Origin of the sequence: Flavobacterium nackdongense (assembly GCF_004355225.1) — a bacterium.
In the GTDB taxonomy this organism is placed as follows: domain Bacteria; phylum Bacteroidota; class Bacteroidia; order Flavobacteriales; family Flavobacteriaceae; genus Flavobacterium; species Flavobacterium nackdongense.
Window position 1 is genome coordinate 2,531,124 of sequence record NZ_CP037933.1, and the last position, 22,924, is coordinate 2,554,047.

General features: G+C 32.5%; 23 protein-coding genes and 1 tRNA gene. 16 read left to right on the forward strand and 8 right to left on the reverse strand.

Annotated elements, in window-relative coordinates:
- Positions 1 to 12: 12 nt before the first annotated feature.
- Both E1750_RS10815 and E1750_RS10820 read right to left on the reverse strand, forming a co-directional pair.
- Entirely contained in the window at positions 13 to 366 is a 354-nt protein-coding gene (locus tag E1750_RS10815; RefSeq protein ID WP_133276791.1) for a YtxH domain-containing protein, read from the reverse strand.
- Positions 367 to 645: 279 nt separating this feature from the next.
- The gene (locus E1750_RS10820) at positions 646 to 2,769 is read right to left on the reverse strand and encodes a glutamine--tRNA ligase/YqeY domain fusion protein (protein WP_133276792.1); all 2,124 of its coding nucleotides are present in this window, start codon (positions 2,767 to 2,769) and stop codon (positions 646 to 648) included.
- Positions 2,770 to 2,878: 109 nt separating this feature from the next.
- On the opposite strand from E1750_RS10820, the gene E1750_RS10825 reads away from it, so the two are divergent.
- From E1750_RS10825 to E1750_RS17760, 4 genes are all read left to right on the forward strand, one after another.
- A complete protein-coding gene (locus tag E1750_RS10825) occupies positions 2,879 to 3,112 on the forward strand; it encodes a hypothetical protein (protein WP_133276793.1) in 234 nt (77 codons plus the stop codon).
- Positions 3,105 to 3,404 (forward strand): type II toxin-antitoxin system RelE/ParE family toxin, encoded by a 300-nt coding sequence (locus E1750_RS10830; protein ID WP_133276794.1) that lies wholly within the window; start codon positions 3,105 to 3,107, stop codon positions 3,402 to 3,404. The genes E1750_RS10825 and E1750_RS10830 overlap by 8 nt, the downstream gene beginning before the upstream one ends.
- 4 nt (positions 3,405 to 3,408) lie before the next feature.
- On the forward strand, positions 3,409 to 3,768 hold the full coding sequence (gene folB, locus E1750_RS10835) for a dihydroneopterin aldolase (RefSeq protein ID WP_133276795.1): 360 nt from the start codon (positions 3,409 to 3,411) through the stop codon (positions 3,766 to 3,768).
- 116 nt (positions 3,769 to 3,884) lie between these two features.
- Positions 3,885 to 3,955: transfer RNA gene (locus E1750_RS17760), tRNA-Cys, on the forward strand.
- A 166-nt stretch (positions 3,956 to 4,121) separates the two neighbouring features.
- Here E1750_RS17760 and E1750_RS10840 read toward each other — a convergent pair.
- The 5 genes from E1750_RS10840 to rnr all read right to left on the reverse strand — a co-directional run bounded on the left by E1750_RS10840 (position 4,122) and on the right by rnr (position 9,430).
- Positions 4,122 to 4,412, reverse strand: coding sequence for a hypothetical protein (locus E1750_RS10840; protein ID WP_133276796.1), 291 nt, complete (start codon positions 4,410 to 4,412; stop codon positions 4,122 to 4,124).
- A 77-nt stretch (positions 4,413 to 4,489) separates the two neighbouring features.
- Positions 4,490 to 5,167, reverse strand: coding sequence for a LysE family translocator (locus E1750_RS10845; RefSeq protein WP_133276797.1), 678 nt, complete (start codon positions 5,165 to 5,167; stop codon positions 4,490 to 4,492).
- A 60-nt stretch (positions 5,168 to 5,227) separates the two neighbouring features.
- Positions 5,228 to 5,893: a head GIN domain-containing protein gene (locus E1750_RS10850; protein ID WP_133276798.1), complete on the reverse strand. Its 666-nt coding sequence runs from the start codon at positions 5,891 to 5,893 to the stop codon at positions 5,228 to 5,230.
- A 28-nt stretch (positions 5,894 to 5,921) separates the two neighbouring features.
- Positions 5,922 to 7,100, reverse strand: a complete 1,179-nt coding sequence (locus E1750_RS10855; RefSeq protein ID WP_133276799.1) for an ATP-binding protein — start codon at positions 7,098 to 7,100, stop codon at positions 5,922 to 5,924.
- A 149-nt stretch (positions 7,101 to 7,249) separates the two neighbouring features.
- Positions 7,250 to 9,430 carry a ribonuclease R gene (gene rnr / locus E1750_RS10860; RefSeq protein ID WP_133276800.1) on the reverse strand — a complete coding sequence of 727 codons (2,181 nt, stop codon included), beginning with the start codon at positions 9,428 to 9,430 and terminating at the stop codon, positions 7,250 to 7,252.
- Between the two features lie 108 nt (positions 9,431 to 9,538).
- Here rnr and E1750_RS10865 point away from each other — a divergent pair, with 108 nt between their 5' ends.
- From E1750_RS10865 to E1750_RS10895, 7 genes are all read left to right on the forward strand, one after another.
- A complete protein-coding gene (locus E1750_RS10865) occupies positions 9,539 to 9,772 on the forward strand; it encodes a putative signal transducing protein (RefSeq protein WP_133276801.1) in 234 nt (77 codons plus the stop codon).
- A gap of 636 nt (positions 9,773 to 10,408) precedes the next feature.
- On the forward strand, positions 10,409 to 10,837 hold the full coding sequence (gene rpiB, locus E1750_RS10870) for a ribose 5-phosphate isomerase B (protein ID WP_133276802.1): 429 nt from the start codon (positions 10,409 to 10,411) through the stop codon (positions 10,835 to 10,837).
- A gap of 6 nt (positions 10,838 to 10,843) precedes the next feature.
- Complete coding sequence (locus E1750_RS10875) at positions 10,844 to 11,752, forward strand: cation diffusion facilitator family transporter (RefSeq protein WP_133276803.1); 909 nt, start codon at positions 10,844 to 10,846, stop codon at positions 11,750 to 11,752.
- A 199-nt stretch (positions 11,753 to 11,951) separates the two neighbouring features.
- The gene (locus E1750_RS10880; RefSeq protein ID WP_133276804.1) at positions 11,952 to 13,094 is read left to right on the forward strand and encodes an ATP-binding protein; all 1,143 of its coding nucleotides are present in this window, start codon (positions 11,952 to 11,954) and stop codon (positions 13,092 to 13,094) included.
- Positions 13,095 to 13,243: 149 nt separating this feature from the next.
- Positions 13,244 to 14,308 (forward strand): AAA family ATPase, encoded by a 1,065-nt coding sequence (locus tag E1750_RS10885; RefSeq protein WP_133276805.1) that lies wholly within the window; start codon positions 13,244 to 13,246, stop codon positions 14,306 to 14,308.
- 29 nt (positions 14,309 to 14,337) lie between these two features.
- The gene (locus E1750_RS10890) at positions 14,338 to 15,102 is read left to right on the forward strand and encodes a hypothetical protein (RefSeq protein WP_133276806.1); all 765 of its coding nucleotides are present in this window, start codon (positions 14,338 to 14,340) and stop codon (positions 15,100 to 15,102) included.
- A gap of 68 nt (positions 15,103 to 15,170) precedes the next feature.
- Positions 15,171 to 17,324: a Tex family protein gene (locus E1750_RS10895; protein WP_133276807.1), complete on the forward strand. Its 2,154-nt coding sequence runs from the start codon at positions 15,171 to 15,173 to the stop codon at positions 17,322 to 17,324.
- Positions 17,325 to 17,400: 76 nt separating this feature from the next.
- Here E1750_RS10895 and tatA read toward each other — a convergent pair whose 3' ends face one another.
- Entirely contained in the window at positions 17,401 to 17,580 is a 180-nt protein-coding gene (gene tatA / locus E1750_RS10900; protein WP_133276808.1) for a twin-arginine translocase TatA/TatE family subunit, read from the reverse strand.
- A gap of 210 nt (positions 17,581 to 17,790) precedes the next feature.
- Between tatA and E1750_RS10905 the strand changes: the two genes are divergently transcribed.
- The 5 genes from E1750_RS10905 to E1750_RS10925 all read left to right on the forward strand — a co-directional run bounded on the left by E1750_RS10905 (position 17,791) and on the right by E1750_RS10925 (position 22,919).
- On the forward strand, positions 17,791 to 18,294 hold the full coding sequence (locus E1750_RS10905; RefSeq protein WP_133276809.1) for a peptidase: 504 nt from the start codon (positions 17,791 to 17,793) through the stop codon (positions 18,292 to 18,294).
- 10 nt (positions 18,295 to 18,304) lie between these two features.
- The gene (locus E1750_RS10910; RefSeq protein WP_133276810.1) at positions 18,305 to 19,804 is read left to right on the forward strand and encodes a GH3 family domain-containing protein; all 1,500 of its coding nucleotides are present in this window, start codon (positions 18,305 to 18,307) and stop codon (positions 19,802 to 19,804) included.
- A gap of 7 nt (positions 19,805 to 19,811) precedes the next feature.
- Complete coding sequence (locus tag E1750_RS10915; protein WP_227873876.1) at positions 19,812 to 20,693, forward strand: carboxypeptidase-like regulatory domain-containing protein; 882 nt, start codon at positions 19,812 to 19,814, stop codon at positions 20,691 to 20,693.
- A 96-nt stretch (positions 20,694 to 20,789) separates the two neighbouring features.
- Positions 20,790 to 22,472 carry a DUF6909 family protein gene (locus E1750_RS10920; RefSeq protein ID WP_133276811.1) on the forward strand — a complete coding sequence of 561 codons (1,683 nt, stop codon included), beginning with the start codon at positions 20,790 to 20,792 and terminating at the stop codon, positions 22,470 to 22,472.
- Positions 22,473 to 22,919 carry a DUF1572 family protein gene (locus E1750_RS10925; RefSeq protein ID WP_133276812.1) on the forward strand — a complete coding sequence of 149 codons (447 nt, stop codon included), beginning with the start codon at positions 22,473 to 22,475 and terminating at the stop codon, positions 22,917 to 22,919.
- Positions 22,920 to 22,924 lie beyond the last annotated feature (5 nt).

Sequence of the window (22,924 nt, forward strand, 5' to 3'; positions counted from 1 at the left end):
GTATTTAAGAATTTAATTTTCGTGATTCGCCATTTGTTTTTTTTGAAGCTTGGCGTTTTGTTCTTTCAAATCGGCCAATTTAGTTTCCAAAAAAGAAATAACGTCTTCGGTTTTGTAACTCATATTAGAAACCATTTCTTCATAAGTTTCTTCTAAATCGTGTTTGGATCCTTCAAATCTTTTTCGCAACTGATGTGTCACGTCTTCGTATTTGTGTTTCAAATTGTCTTTCACATCATCAAAACCATCTTTGATTTTTTCTCTGGTTTTTGAACCTTTATCTGGAGCAAATAAAATTCCTACTCCTGCTCCAATCGCTGCACCTAATAAAAGTGCCAATACTGAATTTCCTGCATTATTTGACATCGCTTTAGAATTTAAATTAATAATACCTAAAGTTACAAACTTTATCAACACACTAATGTTAATAAGGCGTTAAAGTGAAATAAATTCGACACAAAACTCAAATAAACCGCTTTATTTTTAAGAACTTTTTCGTAATGATAAAAAGTATGTAAAACTTAAAAAAACGTTTTAAAATCAACTTATGAAAGCCGTTTTTGATTGATAAAACTGATAAAATTTAATAAAACAATCGTAAAAACATATAATAAATAAAAGCGCTCCTAAAAGCGCTTTCTATAGTTATTCTTTATTTAAAACTTGTTCGATAAATTCGACTTCTCTTTCGGTTGTTGATTTAGTCGGATTGGATTTTAATTTCAAAATTTCTTCTTTGAAAGAATTTACAAAATCAGAATCGTAATCTAAATTCAATAAATTCAAAAGTGCTCTCGAACGAACAAAAGTCGATTCGCTTCTCAAAGACATTAAATACAATTTAGTTAAATCCTCTTTATCAAAATCTGAAAATTTCAAGCTGGAATATTTCAAAACAAACTGTGCAAACAACAAAGAACTTTTATTGTTGTTGATATTCTTCTTGAATGAATTTTGCAGCAAACTGTAATTGGCAATTCCGGACAAGGTCTGCCCTATCGCTTTTCGAATCCCAATTCGTTCTTCTCTTGTGGCAACTTTGAAATATTTATTGATTTCTTTCAAAGAATTATTGATGCTATTTTCCTCTTTTTTGCCTTTTTCTTCCCAAGCGTCTTTGAGTCCAACCGTTTTGTTAAAAACTAATTTAGAAGCAGTTGCATCTTTATCTACATTGAAATATCCAATGCGTTGGAACTGAAATTTATCTCCAGATTTAACCGAAGACAAACTTGGTTCTACAAATCCTTTTACGATTTGCAGCGAGTTAGCATTCATAAAATCAAGGAAGTTTTTCTCCTTATGACTGTCGGGTGCCTCGTCTATAAAAAGTCGGTCATACAGACGAACTTCGGCTTCGATAGCGTGTTTGATGGAAACCCAATGCAAGGTTCCAGCCACTTTTCTTTTAGATGCTTCACTCCCACTTCCGCTCAAAGAATCGGTATCATAAGTCACGTGAATTTCGGTAATATTTCCAGCTGCATCTTTTACAACAGATTCTCCTTTAATGATATATGCATTTTTCAATCGCACTTCATTACCTAAAGACAAACGGAAAAATTTGGCTGGAGCCACTTCCAAAAAGTCGTCTCTTTCGATGTATAATTCTTTCGAAAAAGGTACTTTTCTAAATCCTGCCGATTCATCTTCTTGGTTATTTTCAGCATCCAAAAGTTCTTCTTTTCCATCAGGATAATTGGTAATTACGACTTTTATTGGATCTAAAACGGCCATAACCCTTGGAGCCGTTTTGTTCAAATCTTCACGCAAACAAAACTCCAAAAGCGAAACATCAATGATATTTTCACGTTTGGCAACACCAATAACATCACAGAATTTTCGAATTGAAGATGGTGTATACCCTCGTCTTCTTAAACCTGAAATCGTTGGCATTCTTGGATCATCCCAACCGTTGACTATATTTTCCTGAACCAATTGCAATAATTTTCTTTTGCTCATTACCGTGTAATTCAAATTCAAACGCGCAAATTCATATTGGTTGGGTCTAACTAAAGTATCGTCATAAATTTGGTCTAAAAACCAATTGTATAATTCTCTGTGCATCACAAATTCTAATGTACAAATCGAGTGTGATATTTGCTCGATATAATCGCTTTCGCCGTGTGCATAATCATACATTGGATAGATATTCCAATCGTCTCCCGTTCTATGATGATGACGGTGTAATATTCTGTACATCAATGGATCACGCATCAACATATTGGTCGAAGCCATATCTATTTTGGCACGTAAAACGTGACTTCCTTCAGGAAAATCTCCGTTTTTCATTCCTTCGAACAACCTCAAATTCTCTTCCACTGAACGACTTCTATACGGTCCGTCAACTCCTGGTTGGGTTGGTGTTCCTTTTTGAGCCGCCATAGCTGACGAAGATTGACTGTCAACATAGGCTTTTCCTTTTTTTATCATCAAAATGGCCCAATCGTACAACTGCTGAAAATAATCAGATGCATATCGTTCTTCAGCCCAATTGAAGCCTAACCAAAGCAAATCTTCTTTGATGGCATCCACATATTCCTGCTCTTCTTTGGCTGGATTGGTGTCGTCGAAACGCAAATTGACTGGAGCATTGTACTTTAAACCCAAACCAAAATTCAAACAAATGGATTTTGCGTGGCCAATGTGTAAATAGCCATTAGGTTCAGGCGGAAAACGGAAACGTAATTTATCTTGTGGAAAACCGCTAGCTAAACTGTCTTCGATAATTTGTTCTATAAAATGAAGTGATTTCTCTTCGGTGTACATAATTTTTGTAATTTTAGCAAAGGTAAAAAAATAGATGATAGATAATAGACTTGGAGATAATAGACTTCGAATTAAATTTATTCCTATTTTTGTATAAACATCAAATGTTATGAGACAAGTAAAAGTTAGTTTTCCAGATGATTTCTACCATACTTTTATGGAATATTTAAAAGATAAACCAGAAGTTTCGGTTGATGAAGAATTTGAAAATTTAGATAAGTCAGTTCCTCAATGGCAACAAGATATAGTTTTGGATAGAATAAAAACTTCAAAACCAGAGGATTACAGAAGCTGGGAAGAGGTAAAGAAAGATTTAGACAAAAAATGGAATTTCAATGGATAAATATGCTATTGAAATGCTTTTTTGGGCTGAACAAGATTTGAATGAAATAGCTCTATATTATAAAAGTTTATCAAATGAACTAGGAGATAAATTTTATTATCAAGTCAGAAAAGTAATTGAATCTTTAAAAGTAAATCCCTTTTATCAAACTGATTTCGGTAATATCAGAAAAATTCCTGTACAAAAATTTCCTTATAAAGTCTTTTTTAAAGTTGATGAAGAAAATAAAATTGTTTACATCGAAGCAATAATCAGCGACCATATATTACCTTTTTCAACTAAAATTAAATAAAAAAATGGGAATTATAAAACTAAAAAACATCCGTACTTACTCCTATCACGGTTGTTTAATCGAAGAAGGAAAAATAGGTTCTGATTATTCGGTTGATTTAGAAGTGAAAACCGATTTACGTAAATCAGCTCTTTCGGATCAGCTGGAAGATACGGTAGATTATGTGCTGTTGAACCGCATTGTCGAGGAAGAAATGGCGATTAGATCACAACTTTTGGAACACGTTGCTCACCGAATTATCAAAAGAATTTTTGATGAAGTAGCTTCTATTTCTAGAATTACTTTGGCAGTTTCTAAACTGAATCCTCCTATTGGCGGTGATGTTGAAGCTGTTACGATAGAAATGGAAGAATACAGGAATTAGGATTTTTGATTGTAGATTAACGATTTTTGATTTCAGATTTTAGGAAACAAAATTTTTTAAACTTTAAACTTTAAACTTTTAAACTTTTACTTATATTTGCACACCAATAAATAATTGGCGTCGTGGCCGAGCGGCTAGGCTGGGCTCTGCAAAAGCTCCTACTCCGGTTCGAATCCGGACGATGCCTCTGAATTAACCTCTCTTTTTGAGAGGTTTTTTTATGTTTAATTTTTAGGAAAAGGATGTTGTATTTATGATATAGATACAAAATAAAGAAACTAATCTAACTTGGTTTTAATTGTTAGTATTGGACAAGAAATGAACTCTATATATTATAGTTAATTTTTATAATTTTATGTCCAAATAAAATTTATTGCTTTTTGACTTTCGGGATCAAACCATTCTTCCGCCGATTCTTTATAAATAGGTTCTCCGTTTTTTGCTACTCTAATAAGTATCAAATCTCCAACTGGAGCTCGGTGTAAATATCTCAAACGGTTTTGAGAATCAAACTTTGTTTGTCCACTTTGAAATACTGCATTAATTTTAGACCAATTTGAAATGTTTTCAGGAGTAATTCTAACTCTTTCTTCAAGTTTTTTCTTAATGTTTTTTTTATTGAATAAATCTTTCCAAAAATTCATTTATTATAGGTGTTGATTTTAATAAAATTCCCAAAACTCATAAATATACCCACTTTTATATTACTCTTAATAAAACCTTACTCATCAATCCTTTCCAAAACATCTTTCAATTGTTCTTTTTCTTTTGGAAACCAACCTTGAATGATTAAAGCCACTCCAAAAATCATCAAAACAATACTGATTCCTTTTTTGATTTTTAGAATGTTGGTTGGTGTCATTTTGTTTTTTAACTGCTTGGCTAATAGTATTTTGATGCAATCAATCAATACATAGGATACAATTACTGAAATGAAAAAGGTGAGCATTCTTGAGGTTTGCATTTCTAGTTTTGGTCCAACCGAAATAATAACAGCTAGCCAAAAACCCAAAACTCCAATGTTGATAATATTCAGAAAAAAGCCTTTTATAAATAATCCTAGATAATCTTTTCTGATGATTTCGTTATCAATTTTTTTGGTATCAATTCTCCTTTCTTTATGTAAACCAATAAAGGAAATTACTCCATAAGCCAGCATTAGGATTCCTCCAAACATAAAAAGTGCGGAATTATCTTTAATGCTTGTTATCAATCGATAACTTCCTAAATAAGCAATTGTGATGAATACAATATCGCCTAAAACAACTCCTAAATCGAAAACTAAAGCAGCTCTAAATCCTTTTATAATACTGGTTTCCAATAATATAAAAAAAACAGGGCCTATCATAAAACTTAAAAATATCCCCCAAGGAATACCGGATAAAATATCGTTTATCATTAAAAAAAATTAATAATTTATTAGTTAAAAAGGAAATGCAGCTACAAAACGGTAATGAAATTATTTTTCGGTAATCGTTCCGCCAGCAAAAGTTTGTTGTTTAATTTCTTTTGGTTTACCATAAATAGCAATAGTTCCTCCCGCATTTACTTTAGCATCTACAAGAGTTGAGGCGTTTACATCGGCACTGCCGCCTGCCGAAACACTCACTGTTGTTTGTGATGTTACTAAATCTTTGCCATAGAAAATTCCACCTGAATTGATACTCGTTTTTTGAGTAACCGCTTGACCGTATAAATTAATTATTCCGCCTGAATATAATTTTGAATTTACGTTATCTACATCTAATTCCACATCGATTTTGGCTCCTTCTTGACAAGATAAATTCATTGTAGTTTGTTTGAAAATGTGTTTGCTGCTTACAATACATCCTTCATTAGCATCGATACTTTTAATATTTTTGAAGTATAGCGTCACTTTTGTATCGGCACCAGACAAGATTTTTGTTACTGACATTCTTAGTTTTAGAACGCCATTTTTATTCACTGCTTCAAAATCGGTTTCGTTTTTTCCTGTTACAACCACCTTGTTTTCATTAGATTGAACTAAAGTTACATTCAATTGATCAAAGACTTTCACTTCATCAAAATTTTCTAATTTGATGGTAGTTTGACTATAATTTAATTGTGAAATCATCACAAAAGCGATAAAAATTATCTTTTTCATTGTGTTTAATCTTTAAGAATTTATAAAATTATCGAATCATTCCTCCCCATACAAACCATTCAAAGTTTGTGTTATTTTTACCCAACACAAAGCCTTTTTCGATATTAATTTTTTTAGCCAAATTCATTAGCTTTTTATAATCTATAGGTTGTGCTGTTTCTTTGACTTCAAAAGCTATTTTTTTATCAATAATGAAATCAATTTCTGGACCTGTTTTGAGTTGATAATAACTCAGTTCTCCAAAATGATGCAACTGATTAAAAATAGCATTTTCAAACTTAGATCCACTACTTAATTCGGCAAATTGTGTAGCAATTCCATTATCCAAAAAATAAACTTTTCGAGCTTTAACAATTTCTCTATCAGCATTCAATGAATACACTGGAATGGTTTTTATAAAATAAGTGTTTTCTAATAAATAAATATAATTATCAACCGTTTGACGGGATAAATTAACTGTATTTGCAATTTTAGAAATATCTAATTTTGATCCAATTCGAGCTGCTAAAAGTTTGATAATATTCCGTAATTCTGGCATTTTTTTGATATCGGCAATTTGAACTAAATCGATATTGATATAAGAACTTAAAATATCTTGCAAAATATCTTTTTTTTCAACAATATCTTTAGATAAAACAACTTCTGGAAATCCACCGTATGTGCAATAATCATTATAATGTTTTTGTATTTCTTCCTTAATAAAAGTATCATTTACTAATGATTCCAAATTTTCTAATGCTTTGAATTTAAAATTATTAAAAGTTAAATATTCTCCAAAATCTAAAGGATAAATTTCAAAAATTTTCTTTCGTCCAGCCATCGATTCCTGAAACTTATTTTTAATGTAATAGGAACTAGAACCTGTTACAATAAATTTAATATCATAATGATCATACAAATATTTGATAACACTAGGAATATTGGGTAATAATTGAATTTCATCAATACAAATCATTACTTTTTTAGAAAAATCTACTCCTTCTTCGCTTAATTTTGTAATGATTAAATCATAATTTCTAATATTAAATCGATCTCTATCTTCTAATTTTTCTAAATCAAAAAAGAGCTTATGCTTGATATTTGAGGCTTCCATTAGTTGTTTTACTAATGTAGTTTTGCCAGTTCTTCGCATTCCAGTAATTACTGAAACCTGTTTTACCGTCAAATGTTTTTCTAACGAATTGAAAATCTTTCTTTTAAAATTCATTTTACCTTATTTTTTAAGATACAAATGTAATAAAAAAATTGTCGTACTATTACAAATAGTATTACTTTTTGTAAAGTACACTTTGCAAATAGTAATACTATTTGTAAACTTGAATTTGCAAATAGTATTTTTATTTTAAAATAAAAAACTTATTCATTCCTTCTTATAAAATTAAAATCCAATTGTTTTTTAACTAAATCGGCGTTCTTCACTTTTACGTAAATCTCATCTCCTAATTGCAATAAAGCCTTTGTGGTTGCGCCAACTAAAGCATATTGCTTTTCATCGAAGGTGTAATAATCCTCTTTTATTTCTCGAATTCGGATCATTCCTTCGCATTTATTTTCTATAATTTCAACAAAAATTCCCCATTCGGTTACACCAGAAATAACACCTAAAAATTCCTGATCGTTATGATTTTGCATATATTTTACTTGCATATATTTGACAGAATCACGTTCAGCATTCGAGGCTAAACCTTCCATTGTAGAAGAATGTAAACATTTTACTTCGTATTTTTCTTCATCGACTGATTTTCTTCCATCAAGATAAAACTGCAACAATCGATGCACCATAACATCAGGATAACGACGAATAGGTGAAGTAAAATGACTGTAATAATCAAAAGCCAATCCATAATGCCCTATATTATCCGTCGAATATTTGGCTTTACTCATTGTTCTAATTGCCAGTGTATCAATAAGATTCTGCTCTTTTTTACCCACAACATCATTCAACAAAGCATTCAATGATTTTGAAATATCACCTTTGTTTCTGAAATCTATTTTGTATCCAAATTTAGAAATCACCGTTTGCATCGCAATTAATTTATCTTCATTTGGTTCGTCGTGAATACGATAAATAAAAGTTTTCTTTTGTTTACCAATATATTCCGCCACTTTTCTATTGGCTAAAAGCATAAATTCTTCGATCAAATGATTGGCATCTTTCGAAATTTTGAAATAAACACCTTCTGGTTCGCCTTCTTCGTCTAAATTGAATTTTACTTCGACTTTATCAAAAGAAATGGCACCATTATTCATTCTATTTCTACGTAGTACTTTTGCTAAATCTTGCATTTTTAGCGTGGCTGCGACAATTTCATCCGAAACTTGATACGAACTTCCTGTGATAGAAATTTCAGCCGGAATTGTATTGTTTTTTGTTTCTATGATATATTGTGCCTCTTCGTAAGCAAATCGCTGATCCGAAAAAATCACGGTTCTTCCAAACCATTGATTGACCACTTGAGCAGTTTCGGTAATTTCGAATATCGCAGAAAAGGTATATTTCTCTTCTTGCGGACGCAACGAACAAGCAAAATTAGACAACACTTCAGGTAACATTGGAACTACTCTATCAACTAAATACACAGAAGTCGCTCGTTGATAGGCTTCGTCATCTAAAATCGTTCCTTCTTGAAGATAATGCGATACATCGGCAATATGAATTCCAATTTCGTAATGACCGTTTTCTAACTTTTTGAAAGACAAGGCATCATCAAAATCTTTAGCATCCTTTGGATCAATCGTAAATGTCAAAGTATCACGCATATCCCGACGATTTTTGATTTCTTCTTCGGTAATCGAAGTGTCAATTTTTTGCGCATAGACTTCTACATCGACAGGAAATTCAGCTGGTAAACCGTATTCTGCTAAGATGGCGTGAATTTCGGTATCGTGTTCTCCAGGTTTTCCCAGTACTTTTATAACATTTCCAAATGGACTATCGGCTCTTTTGGGCCAATCTTCTATATGAACCAAAACCACGTCGCCTTGTTCTGCTTCGCCTAATTTATCTTTTGGAATAAAAATATCGGTGTACATTTTAGGATTGGCAGTCGAAACAAAGGCAAAATTCTTTTGAATGTCAATAACACCAACAAAATCTGTTTTTACCCTTTCGACCACTTCAATCACTTCACCTTCAGGTCTTCGGCCTTTTCTACGGTTATAAACATAGACTTTTACCGTGTCTTTGTCTAAAGCTCTGTTCAAATTATTGGTAGGAATAAAAACATCTTCTTCTAATTCAGGACAAACAAAATAAGCGGTTTTTCGACCTGTCATATCTATTTTTCCTTCGTAGTAATCTTGGCTAATGGCTTTGATAAGGTATTTTCCAGGTTCGGACTCGATAATTTTCTTTTGGGAAGCAAGAATTTTTAAATCTCTGATGATTTCGTTTCTGCTTTTGGTATCATCTTTGTCTAAAATAGCAGCTATTTGTTTGTAATTGAATCCTTTATTAGCATTTTGTGACAGTACTTTTATTATTTTTTCAGAGAAATCTTTCTCTTTTTTTACTGGTTTTCGCAGTTTCTTACCCATAGTTCTTTTCTTAAGAGTCTAAAATTACAAAATAGAAAATAGAAAACAGAAAACGGAGAATAGAATTATCTAAAATATAACTTTTGTATCTTTATAAAAATTTACAAAATGGAAGATTTTCAAACGATTACCGTATTTAATTTTGCACACGAGATTATTGTCCTGAAATCCATTTTACAAAATGAAGGAATCCCCTTTTTGTTTCAGAACGAGAATTTAATTGCGGTAGATCCATTCGCTAGTATAGCCTATGGCGGCATTCATCTCAAAGTTCACCGCAATGATTTCGAAAGGGTTCAAAAAATTCTAGATGAACTGAATAACAATCTTGAAATTGTTTGAAGTTTTCAACAACTATTAAAAACAACAAAAAGAAAAAGAAATTTAAATTAATTTTTTGATGGTTATTATAGCGTGTTAATAACTACAATAAGTTTATTTTTGAATGTATTATTTATTAGTTATTGGTTTTTATAACAATTTATTAACATAGTTTTAAGAGGTTAAAATATTCATTTTTAGCTTATTTTTAAAAGCTATTAACAACCGTTGATAATAAAAAATGGATTGTTTTTGTAAATAAGTTTGTATTGATTTTTTGTTAACAATATCGTTTTCTTTATCGATAACTTTTCTAAAAATTCACCAAACTAAATTTGGTTATTTCATTTCAGTTTTGGATTACGTTTTTATTTGATACAAACAAGAAATAGTTCTAATTTTCTATCTAAAGTTATAAACATTTTATGTTAATTTAAGGTTAACTGATTATCAAGTATTTACAAAACACTATTAACACAGAGAAAAAATTAACATTTAAATTACATTGAGAATAATTTTTCGAACTCATTTTTGAAGATATCATTTATTTTAAAATCTATACTATTCATACTATGATAGTTATAGATTTAATAGTTTAAATTTAAAAAGAAGTAATTGTTTCAGTAAATTTGCAGCACAAAATCCAATCCATTTATTATGAAAATCTCCATCGGAAACGACCACGCAGGACCAGAATATAAAAAAGCTATTGTTCAATATTTAGAATCCAAAGGACATCAAGTAACCAACTACGGAACAGATACGGATGCGTCTGTAGATTATCCTGATTTTGGCCATCCCGTAGCGACCGATGTATCAGAAGGAAAAGCCGATTATGGAATTGTAATTTGTGGTTCTGGAAATGGAATTGCCATGACGGTGAATAAACATCCAAAAGTGAGAGCTGGATTGTGTTGGACTAAAGAAATTGCTTATTTAACCCGTTTGCATAATAATGCCAATGTGCTTAGTATTCCTGCTCGTTATACCTCAATTCAACAAGCTATAGAAATTGTAGAAACTTTTCTAACTACTGAATTCGAAGGCGGAAGACATCAAAACAGAGTCGATAAAATTAGTTGTTAAAATATTTTGGGAAATCATCATAACCACAATCATCATACAGTAGAAGGTAAAAATCTACTATTTTCTATTGTTTTAAATTTAGTAATTACAATTGCACAAGTCATAGGTGGGCTTATTTCAGGAAGTTTGGCTTTATTGTCCGATGCTTTACATAATTTTTCCGATGTTCTTTCCTTAGTTTTTAGTTTTTTTGCCCATAAATTATCGAAGAAAAAAGCATCTGTAAATCAAACTTTTGGTTACAAAAGAGCCGAATTGATTGCAGCTTTCGTCAATGCGATAACCTTAATTATTGTAGCTTTATTTTTAGTTTATGGCGCCATCGAACGGTTTTTCAATCCACAACATATAGAATCTGAATTGGTAATTTGGCTTTCTATTTTAGGAATTGTTGTTAATGGTTTATCGGCTTTTATGTTAAAAAATGATGCCGACAATAACCTGAATATGAAATCGGCTTATTTGCATTTGTTTACCGATATGTTAGCTTCGGTAGCCGTTTTAGTTGGAGGTTTGTTGATGAAATATTTGCAGTGGTTTTGGGTCGATAGTGTATTGACTTTGGTTATTGCCCTTTATTTACTTGTTGTGGGTTTTGATTTACTTAAAAAATCGACTCAAATGCTAATGCTATTTACTCCCACTCATATCGATGTCAATACTATTATAAACGAGGTTCATAAGATTACAGGTGTAAATAAATTACATCATATACACGTCTGGCATCTTAACGATGACGAATTGCATCTCGAGGCACATTTAGAATGTCAGGAAGATTTAAAGGTTTCTGAATTCAATACAATTTTACAACAAATAGAGCATGTATTATTTAATAAATTCCAAATCAATCACATCAATATTCAACCCGAATACAATAGAGAAGAAGAATCTAAAGATATTATTGTTCAGGATTAAAACACCTAACCTTCGAAGAGAGATTTCTCTCGTAATTGCCCAAATATTTCCCGTATGTTAAACAAATTGATCTTATCAATTGACTGAATTAATGTTAATTCGGTCAATTGACTGACCGAATTAATGTAAATTCAGTCAATGCACTGACCGAATTAACGTTTTTTATTTATATTTGCAGTATAATTCTAAAGAATTTACAATGTCAAATTATTACAAACGAGCGGTTTTAACTGAGTTTAGCCGCAAAGTACTACCAAATAAAGTACTGATTTTGTTAGGCGCACGACGAGTTGGTAAAACAGCTTTAATCAAAAATTACCTAGAAACCATTCCTGCAGATTCCTATTTGCAATTGAATGGCGAAGATATAAAAGACATTAAGTTGCTAAAAGAACGATCTGTAAGTAATTATAAGAAACTTTTAGCAAACGCACCTTTATTAGTAATTGACGAGGCACAACACATTCCAGATATTGGAATGATTCTTAAATTGATTGTGGACTCTATTGATGGGATAAAAATAATTGCCACTGGTTCGTCTGTATTTGATTTGTCTAATAATTTAGGAGAACCTTTGGTAGGGAGAAAAAACACTTTATATTTATTTCCCTTATCACAAATAGAGTTTTCGGAGCAAGAAAATTACAAGAAAACCACCGAAAATTTGGAGCAAAGATTACTTTTTGGAAGTTATCCTGAATTGGAACAATACGAAGATTGGGAGAGTAAAGAAGATTATATTAACGAGATTATAAACTCGTATTTGTTAAAAGATATTTTGATTTTTGATGGTATAAAACATTCTGACAAAGTGTATGATTTACTGCGTTTAATTGCCTTTCAAATTGGTAAGGAGGTTTCTTTACTAGAATTAGCCACTCAATTACAAATGTCTAAAAACACAGTTGCTAACTATTTGGATCTACTTTCTAAAGTATTTATTTTGTTTAAAGTAGAAGGTTTTAGTCGCAATCTCCGTAAAGAAATAGTAAAATCGTCTCGATGGTATTTTTATGATAATGGCATTAGAAATGGTATTATAAACAATTTTAATACAATTGAAAACCGCAATGACATTGGTGCACTTTGGGAAAACTATTTGGCTTCTGAAAGGGTAAAAAAACAGCATTACCAAAAAATAAGAACCAATAATTATTTTTGGAGAACTTACGACCAACAAGAATTGGATTGGTTAGAGGAAGAAAATGATATTTTAAGAGGTTACGAATTCAAATGGAACGAAAACCGAAAATCAAAAATTCCTACGGCTTTCGCCAAAGCCTATCCCGAGGCTAGTTTTGAGGTAATTAACAAACAGAATTATTTGGATTTTATCGTATAATTTGTATTTTACTACTGTACAAATTTATTTCCAAGTTTATGATATTCATTCATTTATAATTTTCTGTAAATAAATCTATAGAAATTTTAAAAATATCGTTCTTTCAAGTTTCAAAATCAAATCTATTTTTTTTGATTTGCAAAAAAAGGATGAATTTAACGGAATCAATTTCTAATCGAAACACCAGCAATTTATTTGCATTCAGAAGCCACAATCAATATGTTAATGTTTTTGATTTGTTTTTACTTCATTTTAACGCTATTCCAAATGCTGTTATAGAAGAAAATATTGATTGTGAAAATGCTAATGATTATTTCTTAGAGAAATATCGAAATGAAATCAAAGAACATTTTTATCAAAAAGGAGTATTTGAAAACGAAACTAAATCAAAATTAAAAGAAGATTATTGTGTTTTAGACAACATAATTATAGTGTTTTCTTTAGAAAAAAGGAGACTCTGTTTTCTTTTTACTGAAAAACAAAGCGATAAAATTCAAACCATTATAGACGAATTAACTCGATTTAAAAAACGAGTAAAAAAGCAATCGCAAGAAATCTCATTACTTATTAACACCAATCAAGGAATAGAAACCACGTCTTTAAAAGTCACCAAACCCAAGCTAAATATAGAAGACAATTACAACGATGATTTTCAACAAATACATCAAACCATCTTCAAAAGATTATCAAAAAATAATGATAAAGGCTTGATTTTGTTGCACGGAAAACCAGGATCAGGAAAAACATTTTATATCCGATATTTAATTTCATCCGTCAAGAAAAAGGTAATTTTTTTACCGCCGAATATGGCAAATGCTTTAACCAATCCAGATTTGCTTCCGATATTAATCCAAAATCCCAATTCAATATTTGTTATCGAAGATGCCGAAAACATTGTAATTGACAGAGAGCAAAACGGTTCGTCTCCAGTTTCAGCTTTGTTGAATATTTCCGACGGATTACTTTCGGATTGCTTGAATATTCAAATTATTTGTTCGTTTAATACTGATTTATCAAAAGTAGATTCGGCATTAATGCGAAAAGGACGATTGATAGCAAAATACGAATTCAAAGCCTTGGAAGTTCCCAAAGCGCAACAACTTTCGGATAAATTGGGATTTCAGACAAAGATTCTCGCACCAACTATTCTTACCGATATTTACAACCAAAATGAAAATGATTTTCAAGAAAAAAAGAGTTTGATTGGATTTTAAAAACTTATATTTAACAAAAAATAATAATTATGAATAACAAAGAAGGTCTATTTAAAAAGCTTTTAGATGAATTGAAAAGCAAACAAGAAATTTGCGAGGAATATAAATATATTGGAACGGGAAATCCTTTATCTAATATTTTAATAATCGGTAAAGAATCATCTATAATAATTGAAAAGGATGAAATACAATATAATAGAGAAATATTAAATAATTTAAATGATTGGAGCAATCTTAAAGATTTTAATTCAGAAAATATAAAAGAAAGAGAGTTCAATAATTTTTCTCCGCTTTATCCTTACAAAGGACAAATTCTTAAAATTAATAATGGTATAAATTTTGGAACAAGTAAAACTTGGTTCAATTATCAAAAATTAATTAATTATATTTTTAATTATTCAGATAATCAATACATCAATTTTCACGAGAACACATTTATTACAGAAGTGAATTCAACACCAAGTAGAGAAACTATAAATGCAAAAACAGATTCTATTTTCTTCAGAAAAGAAAAATTATTATCGTCAGATTTTTTTCAGAGCTTTCCAATTGTTATTATTTCAGGAGTTGGATATTTTGATACTTCACAGGAGAATAATGAAATTGAAAAAATCTTCCACGTAAATTTTATAGAAAAAAAATATGCAAATAAAGATAAACAGACACAACCTTTTTGGATTCATAGAAGTAAAGATAAAATAGTAATAAACACTTACCAATTAAGCATCGGAGTTTCAGATATATTATTAAAAGAAATTGCAAAAGAAATACAGAACTCCAATTTATTAAGTTAAAAAATAGCTCATAAACCTTTGCGAACTTTGCGAAAACTTCGCTTCTTTGCTTTTAGAAAAATCAAAAAATGACCAACATCCAATTCATCGCTAAGACTGTCAACACAGCACCCATAAACATTCAAAATACCGTTCAATTATTAGAAGAAGACTGCACAATTCCATTTATTTCTCGATACAGAAAAGACAAAACAGGAAATTTAGATGAAGTTCAAATCGAGCAAATTGCTAAACTTCAAAAGGATTATGAAGTCATCGTCAAGAGAAAAGAAGCCATTTTAAAATCTATTGAAGAACAAAACGCATTAACACCTGAATTGGATAAAAAAATCCAGCAAAGTTTCGATTTACAGGAACTGGAAGATTTTTATTTGCCATTCAAAAAGAAGAAAAAAACCAAGGCTGATGTCGCTCGCGAAAACGGATTGGAACCCTTGGCCAAAATCATAATGGCGCAAAATATCGACGATGTCGATTTCTTGGCGACCAAATATTTGAACGACAATGTGATTAATGAAGATGCCGCTTTGCAAGGCGCACGCGACATTATCGCCGAATGGATCAACGAAAATATTTATGTTCGTAAGCAGTTGCGAAGACTTTTTCAACGAAAAGCCACTATCACGACCAAAGTCGTAAAAACCAAAAAAGACGAACAAGACGCTCAAAAATTCAATCAATATTTCGATTGGTCAGAGCCGTTGACAAAAGCTCCTTCTCACCGATTGCTGGCGATGCTTCGAGCAGAAAATGAAGGTTTCATCAAGTTCAAAGTCGAAGTCGATATTGACGAAGCTTATGATATTATTGATGAATTGGTTTTAAAAGGTCAAAGTCCAAGCACGCCACACGTACAATTAGCCATCGAAGACAGTTATAAAAGATTGTTAAATCCAGCCATTTCAAACGAAGCGTTGCAAGAAGCCAAAGCAAAGGCCGATGCTAATTCGATTCAGGTTTTTGCGAATAATTTAGGGCAATTATTATTGGCGCCACCTTTGGGCGAAAAACGAATTCTGGCGATTGATCCAGGATTTCGTTCGGGTTGTAAAGTGGTTTGTTTGGATGAAAAAGGGGATTTGTTGTACAACGAAACCATATATCCGCACGCGCCACAAAATGAGGAAGCGATGGCAATGAAAAAAATTCGTTCGATGGTGAATTCGTATAAAATTGACGCCATTTCCATCGGAAACGGAACGGCTTCAAGAGAAACTGAATTTTTCATCAAGAAAATTGCTTTCGACACCCGAGCCAAAGGCGAACAGGGCGTAGCCAAACCGGTTCAAGTATTCATCGTTTCAGAAGCGGGAGCTTCAGTTTATTCAGCTTCGAAAATTGCGAGAGAGGAATTTCCCAATTATGACGTGACCGTTCGGGGTTCGGTTTCTATCGGAAGACGATTGTCGGATCCTTTGGCCGAATTGGTAAAAATTGACCCGAAAGCCATTGGAGTGGGGCAGTACCAACACGATGTAGATCAAACCAAACTCAAAGAAGAATTGGACAATACGGTAATTCGTTGTGTGAATTCCGTTGGGATAAATATTAATACAGCGAGCAAGCATTTGTTGAGTTATGTGAGTGGAATAGGAGAGAAGCTGGCCGAAAATATTGTACAATACCGTTCGGAAAATGGTCCGTTTGAAGACAGAAAGCAATTGAAAAAAGTGCCACGCTTAGGTGAAAAAGCCTTTCAACAAGGTGTGGCTTTTATTCGAATTTCGAATGCTAAAAATCCATTAGATAATTCAGCGGTTCATCCCGAAGCGTATGGAATCGTGGAAAAAATGGCAAAAGATTTGAAACTTTCAGTGAATGATTTAATTGCCAACAAAGAAAAAACAGCTCTGATTAAAGCCGAAAATTATATCACATCCGAAATAGGAATTTTGGGAATAAAAGATATCATCAAAGAACTCGAAAAACCGGGATTAGACCCCAGAAAATCAGCGAAAGTTTTTGAATTTGACCCAAATGTAAAAACCATTAAAGACCTGAGAAACGGAATGATTTTACCCGGAATTGTCAACAATATTACCAATTTTGGATGCTTTGTAGATATTGGTTTGAAAGAAAGCGGCTTGGTTCACATTTCGCAACTCAAAGCGGGTTTTGTAAGCGATGTGAATGAAGTGGTTAAACTGCACCAACACGTTGCCGTAAAAGTCACTGAAGTAGATGAAGACAGAAAGAGAATCCAGTTGACGATGGTTTTGTAAAACAAAAAATCCAAACCTCAAGGATATGAATCACTTGGGGTTTGGATTTTTTTTAAAGTCGAAATTTTAAGAAAACTTATTCTTTAGTTTCGTCTGCTTTTTTATCAGCTGGTTGTTTATCGTCTTTAGCAGCGTTTTTGAATTCTTTGATTCCGCTACCCAATCCTTTCATTAATTCAGGTATTTTTTTACCGCCAAAAAGTAATAAAACAACCGCTAAAATAACCAGGATTTCCGTTACACCTAATCTTCCCATAATTATAATTAATTTATCGCCGAAGCAAATTTGTAATAAATCGTACGACAAAGGTATATAGAAATTCTGTACTCGAAATCATTTTAGGATAATATTTAGTAAATCATCTGAATAAACAGTAAATTGAATGCTTATTGCTGCTCACAACAATAAAAATAGACCACAATATTCCGTTTTTTAATTATTATATTTGTATCATAATCTCAATATATGTCTGAAAATAGACTTAAACGACAAATTTTAAAGAAAAAATTATTCACAAAAAACCGATTGGTTATTATGAATGAGGATACTTTTGAAGAACTTTTCTCCTTCAAATTGAATCTGATGAATGTTTTTGTGGCAGCTACTTCTGGTGCTATTATTTTGATTACGCTCACCACTTTTATTATTGCATTTACTCCTTTGCGAGAGTTTATTCCGGGTTATTCTTCTTCTAAATTGAAGAAAGATGCTACGGAACTCGCCTTAAAATCGGATTCATTAACCTTAGCTTTGAAGCGGAATGAAGCCTATATCAAATCCATTCAAAAAGTATTGACAGGTGAATTAGAATATGCCAAATTCAACAAAGACTCTATTTTGGCAACCGCAAATGAAGCGCAATCACAATTCGATATGTCCCCTTCTGAGGAAGAACTTAGATTGAGAAAAGAGGTCGCCGAAGAAGAAAAAAACCCAAAAATCAACGCATCAAAAGCGAATAAAAAATAAACTTTTATAAATGTCTTTAAAACCTTTTTTTGCTAAACTTTTTGCCCGCAACATTTATCGTAAAACCCAGTTTTGGGCAACTAATCCAGTCGCAACGCAGCAGCAAGTTTTCGAGGATTTAATTCGTCAAGCCAGGAACACACAGTTTGGTGTTGACCATCATTTCGATCAAATAAAAACTTTCGAAGACTTTTCAAAGAACGTTCCTGTTCGCGATTACGAAGGCTTGAAATCCTATGTAGATAAGGTTGTAAAAGGGGAGGAGAACATTCTCTGGAAAGGAAAACCACTCTATTTTGCTAAAACTTCAGGCACGACTTCGGGAGCCAAATACATTCCGCTTACCAAGGAATCGATGCCTTTTCATATCGACGCGGCACGAAATGCCATTCTGCATTACATTCACGAAACCGGAAATGCCGACTTTGTCGATGGAAAAATGATTTTCCTGCAAGGAAGTCCCATTCTCCAAGAAAAAAACGGTGTAAAACTAGGAAGATTGTCTGGAATCGTCGCGCATTATGTTCCAAAATACCTTCAAAAAAACCGATTGCCTTCTTGGGAAACGAATTGTATTGAAGATTGGGAAACCAAGGTCAATGCCATCGTCGAAGAAACTTTCGATCAAAATATGACCGTGATTTCGGGGATTCCGTCTTGGGTGCAAATGTATTTCGAAAAATTACACCAAAAAGGAAGGAAGCCTGTGGGCGAAATTTTCAAAAACTTCAATTTGTTTATTTATGGTGGCGTCAATTATGAGCCGTATCGCGCCAAATTCGAAAATTTGATTGGTCGAAAAGTAGATAGTATCGAATTATTTCCCGCCTCGGAAGGGTTTTTTGCTTACCAAGATTCCCAAAAGGAAAAAGGAATGCTACTTTTGTTGAACTCCGGAATTTTCTACGAATTCATCAAAAGCGACGAATTTTTTACTAATAATCCAAAAAGACACACCATTGGCGAGGTTGAATTAAATGTCAATTATGTTTTGATAATTTCAACCAATGCTGGACTTTGGAGCTACAACATTGGCGACACAGTCCAATTTACAAGTTTAAAACCTTACAGAGTTATAGTTTCGGGCAGAATTAAACATTATATTTCAGCTTTTGGCGAACACGTTATTGGCAAGGAAGTCGAAAGCGCTTTGCAAGAAGCTATTGTTGGCACAAATATCCGCATCAACGAATTTACTGTTGCGCCACAGATAACACCAAACGAAGGATTGCCCTTTCACGAATGGTTTATCGAATTTGATCCCGATGCCTCGGGAGAACCCGAAAATCTCGATGCTTTTGCGGAAGCTTTAGACCAAGCTATGCGCAAACAAAACATTTACTACGATGATTTGATTGTGGGCAATGTGTTGCGAAAAGTAGTGATTACCAAAGTGGTCAAAAACGGCTTTCAGGACTATATGAAATCTATAGGGAAATTGGGCGGACAAAACAAAATCCCGAGATTGAGCAACGATAGAAAAATTGTGGATTCGCTTCAAAGAGAATAGAGTAAAGATGATAGAAAAAAGACTTTTTTTGTTGCTAGTTTTTATTACTTGCTCCGTTTCGGCACAAATTAAAGGAATTGTAAAAGACAGCCTTACCGGAAAACCTATTCCTTTTGTAAATATTTGGGTTGAGAACGAGAATATTGGATCTACTTCAGAAGAAAATGGAACCTATCAAATTAATACAACTGAAAAAGGGAAGAAATTGATTTTCTCCACTTTGGGATACGAAAAGAAAATCATTTATGCATCCGAAGCTTCGATTGTGAAATTAAAAACAACTTCCTATTCTTTGAATGAAGTGGTGATTTCAAAAAGTATTGGCACCAAAACAGTTGAAATTGGGAAATACAAAAATGAAATGTATCAAGCTTTCGACAACGGACCTAAAATTGACACCAAATTTTTTCCTTATTTGGCGTCCTATAAAAAGACAAAATACCTAAAACAAGTTACTATTTATACCGATAGCAGAATCGAAAACGCCAACATCAAAATTCATTTATATGAAGTTGATTCCAATGGTTTTCCTGGCCAAGAATTGTTGGACAAAGATTTTGTTGTTACTGTAAAAAATGGAACAAGAATCAACCGATTTGATCTAACGGACTTTAATTTAAAATTTCCAAAAAACGGCCTTTTCGTAGGATTCGAGAAACTGATGATTGAAAAAAACAAAGTCGAAAAAACAATTACCGATTCGAATACTAATCTAGCTCAAGTGCAAAAAACGTATTTTCCTTTTGTGCTGTATAACTACGTAGAAAGGGATTTTTTATATACTTTCTCGGGAGGGAAATGGAATAGACAAGGGAATCAAAATAAAAATAATGATTCAGGTAAAATGATGATCAATGAACCAGTGATAACATTAATTTTATCCAACTAATCCATTAAAGTCATACATTTGTAGGTTACAATGTAGAAAATGAAGAAATCGCCAAATTAATAGATTTCTTCTTTATTAAAAAGTTATTTTCTAAAGATGAAAGAAATAAAAAACATATCGAGATCCAGAGCACAAGAGTCGTCAGCGGCAATTGAAAAAATGTACATTACAATGCGCCATTTGTTCAACCGTGGATTTTATAAACCAATGGGAGTTTCTGGAGACACCTTACGAGAAGCATTATTGGCATTGCGACCTGAAATTTATGGTAATATTGCCGAAGAAAAAGTCGAACTCAATGGCCTTTTATACGTTATAGAGCGCCTTCCGATAGGAATTGAAGAATGCCGATTCATCAATTTAACCTCAGATGAAGGCTATTCGAAATCGCATTTTCAGGCTATAATTCCTCCTAAAAGAAAACGCAATTGCTACCGCATCGACGAAGAACAAATGAATGTCGAAATTACCCGAGGGCGTTCCGATATTTATGATATTTTGACGCATTTGACCTTCATTTTCATCGAATCACACAAGATTAGAAACAGAGTATTACTAGGTGATGATGGTGAAGTTTCCCGCGATTGGCAAAAATTAGAAATAGCAGTTTCACAAAAAAAGAAATTGACGCAAATCGAAAAAGAGAAAGCCGTTTCGCACGCAGCCAACATTTTAGGTAGAACTTTTATTGAGGTTTTAGAAATATACGATGCTTTTGGTTCAGAATCCGCACCCGATCGTTTTTTGCACGTGATTTATTGGTTAGGAAAATTAGCCATCGAAGAGGTGGTGGATGATAACAAAAGAACCATTACCTTCAGTCCAATACTTAGAGAACGATTAGGACATCATATTCACGGCGAAATTTGGGCAACCAACATCAAAGAAGTGCTGAAAAAGCATAAACTTTTAGACCGACCCATTCACGTGATTAGTGCCAATATGCACAGCGTGATGAATTCCATTTTTGCCACCTCAGTATTGAAAACTCAGTTCAAAAACCAATCGGATTTCTTTATTTATGAAGAATTGAGCAAATCGGGAGCCCACGAACTAAGAGACAAAGTAGAAGATTTTGCCAAATTACACGGAATGATTTCCTTGCCAGACGCAGCTTCGGGAACCAATATTGATGTCCAAATTTTTGATACAGCCAAAATAGATTGGTCCAAATCGTCCTTTCCGAAGGCGACGATTACTGATGAACAACCCGTGCTTATTGTGATGGATTACGCTTTTGGAGAACAAGCCTACGAAACTATAGACGAATTACTGAAACCTTACAAAAAAGACACTTTATTGAATGTAGAATCGGTTTCGATTATGGGGAAAGCCGGAATTTTGCAGGGAGGAAAAGGGGATATTATGATTCCAACAGCTCACATTAACGAAGGAACGGCTGATAATTATTTTTTCGATAATGAATTAACTGCCGAAATGTTTGAAAATAACGATATTCCCGTATTTGAAGGTCCGATGGTTACCGTTTTAGGAACTTCACTTCAAAACAAGGATTTATTAAAGTTCTTCCACGAATCGACTTGGGGTGTAATTGGACTCGAAATGGAAGGGTCTTATTATCAAAAAGCCATTCAATCGGCATCCAAAATCAGAAAAAGCATCCCGCAGGATGTGAAAGTTAGATATGCTTATTATGCTTCGGATAATCCTTTAGAAACCGGAAGCACATTGGCTTCTGGAGGTTTGGGAACAACAGGAGTAAAACCCACCTACCTGATTACCATCAAAATATTGGAACAAATATTTAAAGTTAAATAAATGTTGATAGAAACTTTAAAATCGATTTTTAATAGAGATTTACTTCGATTAAAATCAGAAATAAATTTATACAAAGACGAATCTAACCTTTGGATTGTAGAAGATAATATTGCAAATTCTGCAGGGAATTTGTGCTTGCATCTCATCGGAAATTTAAACACTTATATTGGGGCAGCATTCGGAAAAACAAATTATATCAGAAATCGAGAACTTGAATTTTCACTAAAAAACAGATCAAAAAAAGAACTTATAGATCAAATTGATAGTACAATTTTAACAGTTGAAATGAGTTTAAATACTATTACAGAAGAACAACTCATTAACGAACACGAAATTTTGGTTTTCGATAAAAAAACCACCTTAGAATTTTTATTAGTGCACTTAACTACTCATTTAACCTACCATCTTGGACAAATCAATTATCATCGAAGATTATTAGACAAATAAAATAT

Coding starts and splice junctions, on each gene's coding strand:
- E1750_RS10815 (WP_133276791.1), bottom strand. CDS start 366: ATGTCAAATAATGCAGGAAATTCAGTATTGGCACTTTTATTAGGTGCA.
- E1750_RS10820 (WP_133276792.1), bottom strand. CDS start 2,769: ATGTACACCGAAGAGAAATCACTTCATTTTATAGAACAAATTATCGAA.
- E1750_RS10825 (WP_133276793.1), top strand. CDS start 2,879: ATGAGACAAGTAAAAGTTAGTTTTCCAGATGATTTCTACCATACTTTT.
- E1750_RS10830 (WP_133276794.1), top strand. CDS start 3,105: ATGGATAAATATGCTATTGAAATGCTTTTTTGGGCTGAACAAGATTTG.
- folB (WP_133276795.1), top strand. CDS start 3,409: ATGGGAATTATAAAACTAAAAAACATCCGTACTTACTCCTATCACGGT.
- E1750_RS10840 (WP_133276796.1), bottom strand. CDS start 4,412: ATGAATTTTTGGAAAGATTTATTCAATAAAAAAAACATTAAGAAAAAA.
- E1750_RS10845 (WP_133276797.1), bottom strand. CDS start 5,167: ATGATAAACGATATTTTATCCGGTATTCCTTGGGGGATATTTTTAAGT.
- E1750_RS10850 (WP_133276798.1), bottom strand. CDS start 5,893: ATGAAAAAGATAATTTTTATCGCTTTTGTGATGATTTCACAATTAAAT.
- E1750_RS10855 (WP_133276799.1), bottom strand. CDS start 7,100: ATGAATTTTAAAAGAAAGATTTTCAATTCGTTAGAAAAACATTTGACG.
- rnr (WP_133276800.1), bottom strand. CDS start 9,430: ATGGGTAAGAAACTGCGAAAACCAGTAAAAAAAGAGAAAGATTTCTCT.
- E1750_RS10865 (WP_133276801.1), top strand. CDS start 9,539: ATGGAAGATTTTCAAACGATTACCGTATTTAATTTTGCACACGAGATT.
- rpiB (WP_133276802.1), top strand. CDS start 10,409: ATGAAAATCTCCATCGGAAACGACCACGCAGGACCAGAATATAAAAAA.
- E1750_RS10880 (WP_133276804.1), top strand. CDS start 11,952: ATGTCAAATTATTACAAACGAGCGGTTTTAACTGAGTTTAGCCGCAAA.
- E1750_RS10885 (WP_133276805.1), top strand. CDS start 13,244: ATGAATTTAACGGAATCAATTTCTAATCGAAACACCAGCAATTTATTT.
- E1750_RS10890 (WP_133276806.1), top strand. CDS start 14,338: ATGAATAACAAAGAAGGTCTATTTAAAAAGCTTTTAGATGAATTGAAA.
- E1750_RS10895 (WP_133276807.1), top strand. CDS start 15,171: ATGACCAACATCCAATTCATCGCTAAGACTGTCAACACAGCACCCATA.
- tatA (WP_133276808.1), bottom strand. CDS start 17,580: ATGGGAAGATTAGGTGTAACGGAAATCCTGGTTATTTTAGCGGTTGTT.
- E1750_RS10905 (WP_133276809.1), top strand. CDS start 17,791: ATGTCTGAAAATAGACTTAAACGACAAATTTTAAAGAAAAAATTATTC.
- E1750_RS10910 (WP_133276810.1), top strand. CDS start 18,305: ATGTCTTTAAAACCTTTTTTTGCTAAACTTTTTGCCCGCAACATTTAT.
- E1750_RS10915 (WP_227873876.1), top strand. CDS start 19,812: ATGATAGAAAAAAGACTTTTTTTGTTGCTAGTTTTTATTACTTGCTCC.
- E1750_RS10920 (WP_133276811.1), top strand. CDS start 20,790: ATGAAAGAAATAAAAAACATATCGAGATCCAGAGCACAAGAGTCGTCA.
- E1750_RS10925 (WP_133276812.1), top strand. CDS start 22,473: ATGTTGATAGAAACTTTAAAATCGATTTTTAATAGAGATTTACTTCGA.